General features: G+C 73.3%; 9 protein-coding genes. 6 read left to right on the plus strand and 3 right to left on the minus strand.

The genetic code is table 11. The annotated features are described in order from the left end of the window. Positions 1-93 precede the first annotated feature (93 nt). The gene (locus tag ACTMTJ_RS15550; RefSeq protein ID WP_441217106.1) at positions 94-1,437 is read right to left on the minus strand and encodes a hypothetical protein; all 1,344 of its coding nucleotides are present in this window, start codon (positions 1,435-1,437) and stop codon (positions 94-96) included. 102 nt (positions 1,438-1,539) lie between these two features. On the opposite strand from ACTMTJ_RS15550, the gene ACTMTJ_RS15555 reads away from it, so the two are divergent. Both ACTMTJ_RS15555 and ACTMTJ_RS15560 read left to right on the plus strand, forming a co-directional pair. Next, positions 1,540-3,141, plus strand: a complete 1,602-nt coding sequence (locus ACTMTJ_RS15555) for an FAD-binding oxidoreductase (RefSeq protein ID WP_441217107.1) — start codon at positions 1,540-1,542, stop codon at positions 3,139-3,141. 63 nt (positions 3,142-3,204) lie between these two features. Beyond that, positions 3,205-3,810, plus strand: coding sequence for a response regulator transcription factor (locus tag ACTMTJ_RS15560; protein ID WP_441217108.1), 606 nt, complete (start codon positions 3,205-3,207; stop codon positions 3,808-3,810). Positions 3,811-4,205: 395 nt separating this feature from the next. Here ACTMTJ_RS15560 and ACTMTJ_RS15565 read toward each other — a convergent pair whose 3' ends face one another. Next, entirely contained in the window at positions 4,206-5,681 is a 1,476-nt protein-coding gene (locus tag ACTMTJ_RS15565; RefSeq protein ID WP_441217109.1) for an MFS transporter, read from the minus strand. 122 nt (positions 5,682-5,803) lie between these two features. On the opposite strand from ACTMTJ_RS15565, the gene ACTMTJ_RS15570 reads away from it, so the two are divergent. After that, positions 5,804-6,439: a TetR/AcrR family transcriptional regulator gene (locus tag ACTMTJ_RS15570; RefSeq protein ID WP_441217110.1), complete on the plus strand. Its 636-nt coding sequence runs from the start codon at positions 5,804-5,806 to the stop codon at positions 6,437-6,439. Positions 6,440-6,540: 101 nt separating this feature from the next. Here ACTMTJ_RS15570 and ACTMTJ_RS15575 read toward each other — a convergent pair whose 3' ends face one another. After that, positions 6,541-8,841 carry a sensor histidine kinase gene (locus ACTMTJ_RS15575; RefSeq protein ID WP_441217111.1) on the minus strand — a complete coding sequence of 767 codons (2,301 nt, stop codon included), beginning with the start codon at positions 8,839-8,841 and terminating at the stop codon, positions 6,541-6,543. Positions 8,842-9,010: 169 nt separating this feature from the next. On the opposite strand from ACTMTJ_RS15575, the gene ACTMTJ_RS15580 reads away from it, so the two are divergent. The 3 genes from ACTMTJ_RS15580 to ACTMTJ_RS15590 all read left to right on the plus strand — a co-directional run bounded on the left by ACTMTJ_RS15580 (position 9,011) and on the right by ACTMTJ_RS15590 (position 14,290). Then, complete coding sequence (locus ACTMTJ_RS15580; protein ID WP_441217112.1) at positions 9,011-10,177, plus strand: epoxide hydrolase family protein; 1,167 nt, start codon at positions 9,011-9,013, stop codon at positions 10,175-10,177. A gap of 12 nt (positions 10,178-10,189) precedes the next feature. After that, positions 10,190-10,780, plus strand: coding sequence for a TIGR03086 family metal-binding protein (locus tag ACTMTJ_RS15585; RefSeq protein WP_441217113.1), 591 nt, complete (start codon positions 10,190-10,192; stop codon positions 10,778-10,780). A 438-nt stretch (positions 10,781-11,218) separates the two neighbouring features. Further along, positions 11,219-14,290 carry a BTAD domain-containing putative transcriptional regulator gene (locus ACTMTJ_RS15590; RefSeq protein ID WP_441217114.1) on the plus strand — a complete coding sequence of 1,024 codons (3,072 nt, stop codon included), beginning with the start codon at positions 11,219-11,221 and terminating at the stop codon, positions 14,288-14,290. Positions 14,291-14,828 lie beyond the last annotated feature (538 nt).

Here is a 14,828-nt window from a genome sequence, read left to right on the forward strand (position 1 = left end):
TTCGACGTGCCGCGCCGTACAAACTCGCGCCGCCACTCTTGCAGCGCTGCAAACAGCATGCATCGACGTTCGTGAACATGCAAGTCGGGGATTTCAGGCGGCTTTGCGCCGGGGGTACCACACGCCGACGCTGCCGTCGTCGCGCCGGCAGGTGACCGCGCCAGGACCGGCACGGCAGGCGAAGGCGCCGTCGACGACGCCGAGCACCCGTGTGGTGCGGGCCGCCGGGTCGAGCTCGGCGATCCACGAACGGCCCGTGCCGGGGTCCGTCCGCACTCCCAGCATCCGGCCGTCGTGGCCGACCTTCCGCGGTGTCTGCCACCGCCCGAGGTCGCCGATCGGCCGGCCGGTCGCCGGGTCGACGACCGCGATCCGCGGTGGCGTGTGCCGTGAGCCGAACGCGAGCAGCGTGGACCCGGTGTAGGCCAGGTGGTCCCACCGGTCGTCGGCCCACCGGACCCGCCCACTGTCCCGTTCGAGCATCCGTACGCCGGATTCGCCGTTTCTGCCGCTGACGCACAGCTGCTCGCCGCAGCCCTGCACGGCCTCACCGGACAGGTCGATGTCCGCCCGCCAGCGCCGGTCCAGGCGGCCCAGCCCGTACGCGGTGGCCACCGGCCGCGCGCCGTCCCAGCCGGCCACCAGCAGCAGCCCGCCGGCGACCTGCACCCCGGGCTCGCTGACCGCTCCGTTGGCGTTCTCCTCCGGTGGCAGCAGGGCGCGGCTCACGACGGCGCCGGTGCGCAGGTCGCGTACCTCCACCCGCCCGCCGGCCGACCACCGGACGAGATGGTCGCGATCGGGCAGCACCCACCCGCTGGAGGGCACGGACACCGACCACCGCGACGCCCCGGTGGCCAGCGAGACGGCCTGGTAGATGTCCACCTGCTGGCCGGGCGCCCGATACGACAGCAGCAGCTGACCGGGCCCGGCCTCGCGCCACCAGCCGGTGCGCCGCCACAGCTCCCGGCCGTCAGCCGCGCTCATCGCGATCGTCTGCGGCTCCCAGCCGTCCGCCAGCACCAGCAGCGTGCCGTCGACGACGTCGACGGTGTTGACCGCACCGGCCGTCATGACGGACCTCCGCCACACCGGCTCGGCGCGTGCCGCGGCGTGCCGGACGATGGTCCGCTCCCCCGGGCCGGCCTGGGCGCCGTTCGCGCGCACCAGGTACAGACCGTCGGTGGTGTCCGCGACGACGGGCTGGTCGGACCGGGCCGGCACACCGGGAAACGTCCGCTCGACGAGAGCGGCCCGCACCGGCGACGCGGCCACGGCCGTCGCCAGCACCACCGCGGCGGCGCTCAACACCGCGGCCGCCCGGCGCCTGCGCGGCGTGCCGGCCGGCGACCGACCCGGCGCCTCCGACCCGTCTCGCAGCACACCGAGGTCGATCACCGCGACAGCACCGGCCGAGCGGCTGTGCCCGACCGACATCCGTCAATCATCCGGTACATCACGCCAGGTGGCCAGGACGGCATGCTTGTTGGCGACGTCTCGCGCCGGATTGGTTGGGGCCCGCGTCGTCACGATCGGCCGATGAATACTGGGCGGGTGACCCGTTCGTGGTGGGGTTGGGGCACGGTCGAAGACGCGGCCACGGCCGCCGAGGCCGGCGCGCTCGTCGAGCGGGTGGCGGCGCTGCTGCCCGGCCACGACCTCACCGACCATCCGCCGCCGGATCCGGGCCGGCTGCCGATTCCGGCGCCGCGGGTGCGCCCTCCGGCGGCCCTGGCCGGGCTGTGTTCGGCCGGCGTGGTCGATCGGGCCGGTCACGCGCACGGCAAGGCGTTCCGGGATGTGGTGCGCAACCTGCACGGCCGCCTGGACCACGTCCCCGACCTGGTCGCGCGCCCGCGTACCGAGCGGGACGTGATCGACCTGCTGGACTGGTGCGGGGGCGACGGCGTCGCGGTGATCCCCTACGGCGGCGGCAGCTCGGTCGCCGGCGGCGTCGAGCCACGCTTCGACGCGCCCGCCGTTTCCCTCGACCTGGGCCGGCTGGACCAGGTGCTCCAGGTCGACCGGGTCAGCCGGGCCGCGCGGATCCAGGCCGGCGTGTACGGGCCAGCCCTGGAGGACCAGCTCCGCCCGCACGGTCTCACGTTGCGGCACTTCCCGCAGTCGTTCGCCTTCTCCACCCTCGGCGGCTGGCTGGCCACCCGGGCCGGCGGCCACTACGCCACGCTCTACACGCACATCGACGACCTGACCGAATCCCTCCGCGTCGTCACCCCCGTCGGCGTCAGCGAGTCCCGGCGGCTGCCCGCCTCGGGCGCCGGACCCTCGCCCGACCGGCTGTTCCTCGGCTCCGAGGGCATCCTCGGCGTCATCACCGAAGCCTGGATGCGGCTTCAGGACCGGCCCCGCTGGCAGATCACCGCCTCGGTCGCGTTCGACGACCACACCGCGGCGGTCACCGCGACCCGGCACATCGCCCAGGCCGGCCTGTACCCGTCCAACTGCCGCCTCCTCGACACCGCCGAGGCCTTCCTGAACGCCGGCACCGCCGTGACCGGTGGGCTGCTGGTGCTGGCGTTCGAGTCCGCCGACCACCCGATCGACGCCTGGCTCGACCGGGCGCTGGAGATCGCCCGCGACCACGGCGGCGAGCCACTGTCCACCCGCCGCCGGGACGAGAGCGCCGGCGACGCCGCGGCGAGCTGGCGTTCGTCGTTCCTGCGCATGCCGTACCAGCGGGACGTCCTGGCCCGCCGCGGCATGGTCGTGGAGACGTTCGAGACCGCCTGCACGTGGGACGCCTTCGAGTCCTTCCACGCGGCCGTCACCCATGCCGCGCGGCAGGCCGTCCAGGAAGTCTGCGGCGGCGGCCTGGTCACCTGCCGCTTCACCCACGTCTATCCGGACGGCCCGGCGCCCTACTACGGGGTCTACGCACCCGGCCGCTGGGGAGACACCGTCGCACAGTGGGACGACATCAAAGCCGCCGTCTCCGAGGCCATCACGGCCAACGGCGGCACCATCACCCACCACCACGCCGTCGGGCGCGACCACCGCCGTTGGTACGACCGGCAGCGTCCCGACGTCTTCGCCACCGCGCTCGCCGCCGCCAAAGCCGCCCTTGACCCCGCCGGGATCCTCAACCCCGGCGTGCTCGTCCCGCCCCGCCTGAGGCCGTAAGCGCGACGTCAGCGACGCGTAAGGGCGCGCGTGTACGCTCCGATGTCCGGAAGGGGGACGGGCATGATCCGGGTGCTGCTCGCCGAAGACGTGCGCATGCTGCGGGAGGCGTTGGTCGGCGTGCTGAGCCTCGCCGACGACATCGACGTCGTGGGTGCCGTCGAGACCGGCGACGCGATCGTGCCGACCGCCCTACAGGCGCGCCCCGACGTGGCGGTGCTCGACATCGAGCTGCCCGGCCTCGACGGGATCAGCGCCGCCGCCCAGCTGCACCAGTGGCTGCCCGAGTGCAAGACGCTGATCCTGACCGGCGTCGGCCGGCCGGGCGCGCTGCGCCGCGCGCTGTCGGCCAAGGTCGCCGGCTTCATGGGCAAGGACGCCGCCCCGGACGACCTCGTCGAGGCGGTCCGGACCGTCGCCGCGGGCGGCAAGGTCCTCGATCCACAGCTGGCGTTCGCGGCGCTGGACGTCACCGGCAACCCGCTCACCGAACGCGAGTGCGAGGTGCTGCGGCTGACCGCGTCCGGCGCCGACCCGACCGACGTCGCGGCCCGGCTCAACCTGTCGTACGGCACGGTCCGCAACTACCTCGCCGCGGCCGTCACCAAGCTGGGTGCCCGCAACCGCGTCGACGCGATCCGGATGGCCAGCGAGGCCGGCTGGCTGTGAGCTGGAGACCCTGTCGGAGTCGGGCCTCTGAATTCCTGTTAGGACGGAGATTTGGGCTACCGCGATGTCCGTCGTGGTCCAGACCGCTGCTCCCGCGGCCTCACCCTTCGCGGCTGGTCGCGGCTACCCCTTCGGGGGTCCGGGTTTTGTCCACAGTGTCTGCTGCCGGATCGGCGGCGAGGGCAACAGCCGGGCGGGGGCTTGACCCGCGGGGCTGGCAGCGCGGGCCGGGGATTTCAGCTCGCCCGCGAGCCGCCGGCCCGCGCGGTCTCCGGCGGGAGCGGCGGTCCGCCGCTGACGCGGAGCCGGGACAGTGTTCTGAGGATCTCCACACCAAGGCGCCCCTCATGTCGTAAGAACGACCTGAGGGACGCCTTGGTCAGGCGGTGCGGTGGTCAGGCCGCGAGCGCCAGCTCGGGCTGACGGGTGTCCTCGGCCGGTGCGGCGTGCGCGCGGGCCTTGCGGGGCAGCAGGAACGCGAGCCCGAGCGCGGCCACCGACAGCACGATGGTCAGCAGGGTGACCGCGATGGCCGCGTCGACGGCGGTGTCCGCGTCGAGCATCCCGTGGGCCGTCGGGCGGGCGATGCCGAAGAACACGGTGCCGAGCACCGCCACGCCGACCGAGGCGCCGAGCTGCTGGATCGACTCGAGCATGCCCGAGGCGGAGCCGACCTCGCGGTCCTCGATGTCGCCCATGATGATGTCGAACAGCGGCACGAAGATCATGCCCATGCCGAGCCCGAAGACGAGCAGCGGCGCGGTCAGGGTCCAGGTGCCGATCTCGGCGCCGTACCGCTCGAAGACCACGTACACCCCGGCGGCGCCCACGGTCATGATGGCGAGCCCCACGTGCAGGATGCGGCGGCCGAGCTTGGCCGCGGAGCCCGCGCTGAAGCCGGAGCCGAGGAACGCGCCGACCGCCCAGGCGGCCATCGTGAAGCTGGCGCGGGTGGGGCTGTAGCCGAGCCCGAGCTGGAGGAACAGACCGACGGCCAGCGAGAAGCCGACGATAGCGCCGAAGAAGACGACCACGAAGGCGACGCCGGAGGTGTACGAACGCTTGGCGAACACGCTCAGCTCGACCAGCGGGGTGGCGCCGGAGCGGCGGCGGCGGATCTGGTAGACGACGAAGCCACCGACCAGCGGGACGGACGCGGCCAGCAGCACCATCGTCCAGGTCGGCCAGCCCAGCTCGCGGCCCTGCACCAGCGGGAAGACCACGGCGAACATCGCGACCGCGGCGAGCACCACGCCGGGCAGGTCGAGGGTGCGCGGGCGGCCGGCGACCTGGCCGGGCGCCGCGGCCGGCAGGGCGTACCGGCCGGCCAGCAGGGCGAACGCGCCCAGCGGCAGGTTGATCGCGAAGATCATGCGCCATCCGGTGCCGAACACGTCCGCGTCGACCAGCACACCCGCGACTACCGGGCCGAGGATCGTGGCCAGGCCGATCATCGGGCCGAACACGCCGAACGCCTTGCCCATCTGCTCCGGTGGGAACAGGTCACGGATCAGCCCGAAGCCCTGCGGGATCATCACCGCGCCGAACAGCCCCTGTATCACCCGCGCGACGATCAGCGTCTCGATCGTCGGGGTGGCCGCGCACACGACCGACGCCGCGACGAAGCCGACGATGCCGATCATCAGCATCCGCTTGCGGCCGAACATGTCACCCAGCCGGCCGCCGGTCAGCAGCCCGATCGCGAGGGCGAGGGTGTAGCCGGCGGCGATCCACTGGAGTGCCGTGTAGGACCCGCCCAGCTCGGCGTGGATGGCGGGGGCCGCGACGTTGACGATCGTCGAGTCCAGCAGGTTCATCAACGTGGCTGCCAGGATGGCGAACAGCCCCACCCACGCGCTCTTGGCTTTCATGACTAACTCCCCTACCTGCGGATGTTTGCGGAACGGATCGTTCTGTTCTCAGATTAGCAGAGCGGAACGATCCGTTCCAGAGATGCGGAACAGAATTTTTCGTTCCGCTGTACGCTAGGGGCATGTCGACACCACTGAGCGGCCGCAAGGCCCAGGCCGCACGCAACGACGAGGTCATCCTGACGGCCGCGCGGGCGGTCTTCCTCGACGACCCGGGCGCGCCGATCGCCGCCGTCGCCGAGCGGGCGCACGTCGGGATCAGCGCCCTCTACCGGCGGTACCCGAGCAAGGAGGAGCTGCTGCGCAAGCTCTGCTCCGACGGCCTCGCCGCCTACATCGCCGCCACGCAGGCCGCGGTCGACGAGCTCGACGCGGGCGGCGACGCGTGGCAGGTGTTCGCCGGCTTCATGCGCCGGGTCATCGACGCCGGATCCACGTCGCTGACCATCCGGCTGGCCGGCACGTTCACCCCCGACGAGCAGCTGTACCGCGACGCGCAGCACGCCGACGACCTCAACCGCCAGCTGATCAAGCGCATACGCGAGGCCGGCGCCATCCGCGACGACATCGAGGTCGCCGACATCGGCCTCATCCTGGAACAGATCGCCTCGGTACGCCTCGGCGACGACGCACGCACCGGCGAGCTACGCCACCGCTACCTCGCCCTGATCCTCCAAGGCCTGAGCCACCCCGACCCCCGCACCCTGCCCGGCCCGCCACCCCGCCCCGAGGAACTGGCCGCCCGCTGGACCGCCTAGTGACCTCCGGCGCCGCCCTCGCCCCAAGAGGGCTCCCGTATACCCGCCCAGACAGTGACAGGGCTGCCCTCTTGAGCGCCGGGGTGAGCGGGACACCGGCCCTAGACGGTGACCGGGACCGTGGATGTGGACAGGTCGGCGGCGGGTTGGACGGTGCCGACCTCGGCGACGAGGACGAAGCGGTCGTCCTGGCGGTGGACGGTCAGGCGGCCGCCGGCCTCGCGCGTCCGTGCGCGCAGGTTGGCCAAGCCGTTGCCGGGCGCGGCGTCCGCCGTGACCGACGAGACGCCGTCGTTGGTGACGGTCAGCCGGACGCCGCCGGGTATCGGGCGGGTCTCGATCTCGCAGGTCGTGGCGCGAGAGTGGCGCAGGACGTTGGTGACGGCCTCGCGCAGGACGACCGCGAGCGGCGACTCGGCGGACGGCGCGGGCGCGGCGTGCAGCTCGACCGCGACGGTGACCCCGGCGGCGGAGAGCGTCGAGCGGGCGCTCGCCACCTCCTCGGCGAACGACAGTCCGGCCGGCTCGGCGGTGATCGACCGCAGCGAGTGCAGCGCCTCCTCGGCGACCTCGCCGGCCTCGGCCAGCTGCATGCGCACGGCGCTCGGGTCGGTGCCGGCCAGCCGCCCGGCGAGCTCGGCCTTGAGCGCGATCGCGGAGAGTTGGAAGCCGAGCAGGTCGTGGGTGTCGCGGGCGATCCGGAGCCGTTCGCGCAGGACGGCGAGCCGGGTCAGCTCCTGGCGGGCGGCGACAAGCTGCTCGGCCGCGAGCGGGAGGCGGCACAGCGCGGCGACGGCGACCATGGCGAGAAGCCCCCAGAGCACCGTGTAGTACGTCCAGAGCGCGACCTGGGGTGGGTTGGCGAGGAGGTCGACGCCGTACTGGTGGAGCTGGAACAGCGCGGAGCCCACGACAAGCGTGCCGGCGGCCGCCCACGACCACGGCCGGCTTACGTGGAAGAGCACGACGCCGGCCACCGCACCCGCGTACTGCGGGGACGGGACCGTGGTGCCCCCGATGGCCGTGGCCGCGCCGAGCAGCACGATCTGGAGGGTGAGTGTCCAGCGCCACGCTGGCGGCGCGCTGCTGGAGCGTGGCCGGACGTGGTGCAACTGGAGCAGGCTCAGCGGCACGATCAGGGCGACGATGCACGCCAGCCGGGACGTGGAGATCGGCTCCAGCAGGCCCCACGCGTCGTGTGCGCGCGCGATGGTGGTGACGAGGAGGTCGACCTCGAGCACGGCCATGATCCCCCAGGCCAGCCATGGCGCGGCGGCGACCGGTCGCGGGCTCCGCGTGCCCCGCGAACGGTGCGGCTGGGTTGGTATCCGCACGTCGACCCCGCCGGGATCGAGCCCGACCCGGAGCCGGCCGCCGAGCCGCTCGACCTCCTCGGCGATGCCGTCCGTGGCCAGCGTGCCGGGTGTCCCGCCGGTGAAGCTCACGCGCATCGACGCCGAGCCGTCCAGCTCGATCCGGCAGGTACGCGGCGGAGTCCCGGCCAGGGCGTTGACCACCGCACGTCGCAGGATCGCGCCCAGCGCGGCGTCGACCGGCGCGGGCAGCCGGTCCGGCACGGAGCCGACCGTCACGTCGACGCCGGCGGCGGCGAGCACGGTGCGGGCGGCGGCCACCTCGCCGGCGAGTGAGCGGTCGCGGTAGTCGTCCGCGACGGTCCGCACCTGGGCCAGCGCCTGCCGGGCCTCGGCCGCCACCGCACCGGCGTCCTCGCGAGTCGGGCTGGCCTCGCCGTCGAGGCGCCGGGAGGTCGCGATGACCGAAGCCAGCCGCGCGCCGACCTCGTCCTGGAGGCGGCGGGCGATGCGCAGCCGCTCGCGCGCGACCTCGAGCGGGGCGCTGGCGGCCCGCGCCGCGTGCAGGTCCCGGACCAGTTCGCTGAGGCGGGAGATGCCGAACAGCAGCAACCCGTTGGCGATGGCCACGATGACCGCGTACGCCACCCGCGCGGGGACGACGCCGTCGGCGTCCGTCAGGCCCGGGTCGATCGCGATCCGGACGGCGAGGTCGCCCGACACGGCCAGCGCGGCCAGCGCCCACGACAGCCAGCCGGTGAACGTGAGCAGCACCGTGGCCACGACGAGCGCCGCCGGTGGGTTCCAGCGCCCGCCGAACACGAGGTACGGCCCGTAGGCAAGCAACACCTGCACGGCCAGCAGCAGGAGGGCGTGGGAACGGGACGGGCGGCGGAACGCGAACGCGATCTGCACGGCGCCGAGCGCCACGATGACGGCGGAGCCCAGCAACCGCTCGGCGGCGTCGAAGCCGGACTCGAAGCCGCCCCACGACATGAAGTGTTCGATGCGGTACGCGCAGTAGATGGCGACACACAGCACGACCGGGATCGTGGCGAGCCGGATCGGCTTGTCACCGGCCGGGTACACGGGCTGGATCCCTCCTCGACCGGTGTGCAATCTGCATGCGGGGGTGTGCGGCATGCGCCGGATGGCTCCTGCGAAGCACAGCCGAGATCGTGCGGCAGACACTACCTGGCCCAACCCCGCTCTGTGAACGTTTATGCAGGTCAAGCACGTTCACTGAGAGGCGAGCACCATGCATGATTCCGAGATCACCCCGTTTCGCATCGAGATACCGCAGGCGGACCTCGACGACCTGGCCGACCGGCTGGCCCGTACCAGATGGACGGAGGAGCTGCCCGAGAAGGAGGTCGTCGCCGGCGGCGCCGGCGCGCCCGTCCCGCCCGGCTGGGAGTACGGCGTCCCGGTCTCCTACGTCCGCGACCTGGTCGACCGCTGGCGCACGTCCTTCGACTGGCGCGCGAAGGAGGCGGAGCTGAACGAGTTTCCGCAGTTCACCACCGAGATCGACGGGCAGCGTATCCACTTCGTGCACGTCCGCTCCGCGCAGCCGGACGCCACCCCGCTCATCCTGACGCACGGGTGGCCCAACAGCTTCGTCGAGTACCTCGGGCTGGTGGGGCCGCTCACCGACCCGGCCGCGCACGGCCGCCCCGGCGCGCCGGCCTTCCACGTGGTGATCCCGTCGCTGCCCGGCTACACGTTCTCCGGGCCCACGCACGAGCACGGCTGGAACGCCCACCGGATCGCCGCGGCCTGGGCGGAGCTGATGCGCCGGCTGGGGTACGACCGGTACGGCGCGCACGGCAACGACTGCGGTTCGATCGTCTCCCCGCTGCTGGGCGAGCTGGACCGGGACCACGTCGCCGGGGTGCACGTGACGCAGATCTTCTCGTTCCCGATCGGGGCGGACGGCGAATTCGACGGGCTCACCGGCGAGGACTTCGGCGCGCTCCAGTTCGGCCAGGCGTTCGCCGAGCACGCCATCCACGACCGCTCGCAGCAGGCCCAGCCGCAGACGCTGGCGCACGCCCTGGCGGACTCGCCGGCCGGCCTGGTCGCCTGGGCCGGGCAGCTGTTCGGCACCGCGCTCAGCCCCGAGGACATCCTGACCAACGCGTCGCTGTACTGGTTCACCAACACCGCCGCGTCGGCCGCCCGGTTCTACTACGAGAACGCCCGCGCCGCGCAGACCGGCGAGCCGGCCGGGCCGACGACCGTGCCGATCGGCCTGGCCGCGTTCGCCTTCGACTTCCGGGCCGTCCGGCGGTTCGCGGAGCGGGACCACCACAACATCGTCGCCTGGAACACTTACGACCGTGGTGGGCACTGGGCCACCCACGACGCACCCGACCTGCTCGTCGAGGACATCCGCCAGTTCTTCGCCGCGCTGGCCCGTTGAAAGGACGTTGACGTGACATTTACGGTGCTCACCACCGCGCTCGACAGCTTGCGCCAGGTCACCGCCAGGGCCGCCGCCACCGGGCGGCTCGACGACCCGACCCCGTGCACGGACTGGACGGTGGCGCAGGTGCTGTTCCACGCCGCCGGCGACCAGCACGCCTGGGCGTCCATCGTCGGATCCGGCTCGCTGCCGTCCTACAACCCGTTCGACCCGCCGCGCCACCTCGACGGCGGCGTCGAGGAGGCGGTCGCGAAGGCGGTCGAGGCGGCCACCGCCGCCTGGGCCGGTGTCGACCCGACCAGCGAATCGGTGAACACGCCGCTGCCGCCCGTGCCGACGCTGGCGCCGGCTCTCGCGGCCGCCGCCTGCGCCCTCGACGCCGCCGTCCACGCCTGGGACGTCGCCGTCTCGACCGGCCAGCCGTCGCCGCTGACCGCCGCCCTGGCCGAGCAGCTGATGCCGGCCGCTCAGGCGACCGTCGAACCGCTGCGCGGGTTCGCCTACGCCAGTGCCCTTCCCGCCGAGGCCGGTGACGACCCGGCCGCCGCCCTGCTGCGCTACCTGGGTCGCGATCCACAGTGGACACCGGTGGGCAGCTGACCGGCAACCGGTCAAGGCAAGCGGGCGTCCCGGGCCACCGCCACATCGTGGCCCGGGACGCTTGTGCCGGCGTGGCTTCAGGTCGCGACCACCGTCTCGTCCCGGTCGGCGCCGGCGGCGGACGGCCAGGTACGGAAGCTCGACGTGCGGTAGGTGAAAGCGTTCATGCCGCACCTCGTCCTTCCGTCGGGTTCTCGAATCGCAGCGATGTTGCCACCCGGCGCTGACATAACGCTTGCGCGCCGCTGACGCGCGGGGCGGGGAGCATGCCTTGCGCCGGTATGCGAAAGTTACCCAGGCTCGATTTAGTCGGTTGGGCGTGTAGCGACGCTCGTTCACGGGGGAACTTCACTGGGGGAAGTCGAGTTCGGCGTTCTGGGCCCGTTGCGGGCCGTGGTCGACGGTGCGGCATTGGCGCTACCGGCGGAGAAGCATCGCGTGCTGCTCGCGGCACTGTTGCTGCGCGGCAACCAGGTGGTGCCGGTGTCCGAGCTGCTCGACCATCTCTGGGCGGACGCACCGCCGCCGGGTGCCCGTGCGGCGGTGCACACCTATGTCCACCGGCTGCGCCGCGCGTTCGGGCGGCCTGACGTGATCGTCACCAGCGGCGACGGTTACACCATCAACGTGCCTCCGGCGGCGCTGGACATGCACCAGTTCCGGGTGTTGCTCGACCGCGCCGACAAGGCGGCGCTCGAGGCCGACGCCACGGTCGAGGCCGCGTCCCTGCGCGCCGCGCTCTCACTCTGGCGCGGGCGGGCGCTGGCCGACGTGTCGTCGCAGTCCCTGCACGCGTACGCGCTGGCGCTGGACGAGGAGCGGCTGCGGGTCACCGAGCGGTGCGTCGAGGTGGAGCTGGCTCGCGGCCGGCACGCGGACCTGATCCCGGAGCTGCGCGGGCTGACCGCGGAACACCCGCTGCGGGAGCGGTACTGGCAGCAGCTGATGCTCGCGCTGTACCGCAGCGGGCGGCGGGCCGACGCGCTGGAGGCGTTTCGGACCATCGACCGCAAGCTGCGGCACGAGCTGGGCATCGAGCCGGGCGACGGGCTGCGCGAGCTGCACCAGGCCGTACTGGCCGGCGAGGTGAGCCCGGTGCCGGACCTCGCCCAGCCCGCGGTGCCGTCGCCGGTGGCGCCGCCCGCGTCGTGGACCACGCTCTCCACCCTCCCGCTCGACCTGCGTATGCACGTCGGGCGTGCGGATGTGATCGCGCGTGCGGAGCGCGAGCTGACGCCCGCCGACGGCGGCAGCGCGGTGCCGATGATGGCGATCTGGGGCCCGCCGGGCGTCGGCAAGACCGCGCTGGCCGTGCGGATCGCGCACCAGCTGCGCGACGCCTTCCCGGACGGCCAGTGGTACGTGCGGCTCGCCGGTGCGGGCGGCGGTGGCCGCGACCCGATGGACGTGCTCGCCGAGCTGCTGCACATGTCCGGGCTGGAGCCGTCGCACCTGCCCGCCCAACCGGACGCGCGCGCGGCCCTGTTGCGGGCCAGGCTGGCGGACCGCCGGGTGCTGCTGCTGTTGGACGACGCCGCCGACGCGGCGCAGATCCGGCCGCTGCTGCCTGGCATCGCCGGACCCGTACTGCTCGTGACCAGCCGCGCCGACCTGCGCGGTCTCGCCGCCCTGCACGACGTCCGGGCGGTCACGCTCGACGTGCTGTCGCCGGACGAGGCGCGGACGCTGCTGGCGGAGCTGATCCCCGACGTGGCGGCCGAGTCGCCCGAGCTGATGAGCGAGCTCGCCCGGCTCTGCGGCTACCTGCCACTGGCACTGCGACTGGCCGCCGCGAACCTGATCCGGCGCCCGCACGCCGACGTGGCGCGGTACATCAGCCAGCTCAAGGCCGGCGACCGGCTGCGCTACCTGGCCGTCGCCGGCGATCCGGAAGCCGCCGTCCGGGCCACGTTCGCCCTTTCGTACACGGCGCTGACGGCACCGGCGGCGCGGCTGTTCCGGATGCTCGGCCTGGTGCCGGGGGCCGACATCACCAGCGCGGCCGCCGCGGCGCTGCTCGGTGTGCCACCGGCCGACGCCGAAGACCTGATGGACCAGCTGACCGCGCGGAGCCTGCTGGGCCAGTACCGCGCCGGCCGCTACCAGCCGCACGACCTGTTGCGGATGTACGCCGCCGAGCTGGCCGCCGCCGAAGAGCCGGAGTCCGAACGGCGCTGCGCGCTGCGGCGCCTGTTCGACCACTGCGTGCGGGCCGTGGACGCGGCCGGCGCCGTCCTCTACCCCGACCTGGCCCGCCTGGGCCGGCCCGCGCCCGAGCCGACCGCACCGGTGGCGTTCGACTCCGCGACCACCGCACTGTCCTATTTGGACGCCGAGCGGCTCAACCTGGCCGCGGGCATCACCGCCGCCGCGGAAATCCTGCCGGAGTACGCGTGGCATCTGGCCGACGCGCTGCGCGGCTACTTCCACTCGCACAGCACGACAGACCAGTGGCGGGCCGCGGTCGCCACCGGACTCGCCGCGGCGGTCCGCGCCGGCGACCTGCCGGGCCAGGCCGTGATGCACCTCAGCCTCGGCACCCTGTCCTGGCAGCTTGCCCGGTACGAGGAGGCGCTGCACGAGATGGAGCAGGCCCGCGCCATCAGCAATGCCGCCGGACTGTCCACTGTGGAGGCCGCCGCGCTGAGCAACGCCGGCGTAGTGCACCTGGAGCTCGGTCACCTGCCCGAAGGCTCCGCGATGTTCCGCGCGGTCCTCGACCTCACCCGCGGCGGCGGCCACGAGTTCATGACGGCGAACGCCCTGGTGAACCTCGGCGGCGCCTACCTGGAGATGGGCGACTACGCGGCTGCCGAGGACGCCAGCCTGCGGGCGTGCGCGCTGTGCGACCGCATCAACTCACCGCACTCGGGCGCGGTGGCCCGCGCCAACCTCGGCCAGGTGTACCGGGCGCAGGGCCGGCTGGAGGAGGCCACGGCCCGGCTCGGCGAGGCGCTCGCCTGCTTCGAAGACCTGCGCTCGTCCGCCGACAAGGCCGAGGCGATGGCAAACCTCGCCTCGGTGCACCGCGACGCCGGCCGTCTCGACGAGGCGCTGGCGATGGCCACCGCCGCCGTGATCCTGTCGCGTGACCTCGACGTGCCACGCGTCGTGGCCGAGACGCACATCGCGCTGGGCAGCGTCCACCTGGTACGCCGGGAGTACGCGGCCGCCCCCGCGCACTTCCAGACCGCGCTGGCCCTGACGGGCGACGGCGGCCAGCGGCGCAGCGCGACCAAGGCCCGCATCGGACTGGCCCACACGAGCCGATGCCTGGGCGACCCCGAGGCCGGAGCGGCCTGGGCCCGCGAGGCCATCGCCGACGCGACGGCGCACGGGCTCCGCACGCAGCACGGCGCCGCGCTGACCGCCCTCGCGTTCGCCGAACTCGCCCGCGGAGACCTCGAGGCGGCCGCACGGCACGCGCGGGCCGCCCTCGAAATCCACCAGGCCACCGGATACGTCCTGGCCGCGGCGCACGCCCAGCGGATCCTCGACCAGATCCCCTGAAGCCGGCCGCCTACAGACTTTCGGAGCCGGGGTGGCCTCGACCCCCTATTTAGACAGAGGTTTGAGCTACCGCGATGTCCGTCGTGGTCCAGACCGCTGCTCCCGCGGCCTCACCCATCCGCCGCCGGTCGCGCCGGCGGGGTCGACGTTTGTCCACAATGTCTGTTCCCGGATCGGGATCCGGGAAAGCAACAGGGGTTACGTCGCCGCGAGTAACCGTCGCGACGGTGTGCGCGGCGCGGGAATCGAGATCTAGGAGGCTGGTTACGCTGCGTCTGGATAGCGGAGGTAGGGTCCGCGAAGACCGCCTTCGGGGCTTGTCTCGCGGACCTGGCAGTGGACGGCCGGGGGTTTCGGCGAGCGCTGCGAGCCGCCGGCCGGGAACGGTGCCCGCGGGAGCATACGGTCCGCAGCTGACGCGGACATGGGCAAAAATATGCTTCGAAGAAACGCCACGACGGGGCGCGTAGCCGTACCCCGGCCCGGGACCCGCAGGAGTCGTTTCATGGCCGCTCCGACGTGTCGTCCGCGCTCCTGG

Origin of the sequence: Phytohabitans sp. LJ34, assembly GCF_052068095.1 — a bacterium.
In the GTDB taxonomy this organism is placed as follows: domain Bacteria; phylum Actinomycetota; class Actinomycetes; order Mycobacteriales; family Micromonosporaceae; genus Phytohabitans.

Excerpts from the sequence above, each read along its gene's own strand:
- ACTMTJ_RS15555 (WP_441217107.1), top strand. The coding sequence starts at position 1,540 with ATGAATACTGGGCGGGTGACCCGTTCGTGGTGGGGTTGGGGCACGGTC.
- ACTMTJ_RS15570 (WP_441217110.1), top strand. The coding sequence starts at position 5,804 with ATGTCGACACCACTGAGCGGCCGCAAGGCCCAGGCCGCACGCAACGAC.
- ACTMTJ_RS15565 (WP_441217109.1), bottom strand. The coding sequence starts at position 5,681 with ATGAAAGCCAAGAGCGCGTGGGTGGGGCTGTTCGCCATCCTGGCAGCC.
- ACTMTJ_RS15550 (WP_441217106.1), bottom strand. The coding sequence starts at position 1,437 with ATGTCGGTCGGGCACAGCCGCTCGGCCGGTGCTGTCGCGGTGATCGAC.
- ACTMTJ_RS15580 (WP_441217112.1), top strand. The coding sequence starts at position 9,011 with ATGCATGATTCCGAGATCACCCCGTTTCGCATCGAGATACCGCAGGCG.
- ACTMTJ_RS15560 (WP_441217108.1), top strand. The coding sequence starts at position 3,205 with ATGATCCGGGTGCTGCTCGCCGAAGACGTGCGCATGCTGCGGGAGGCG.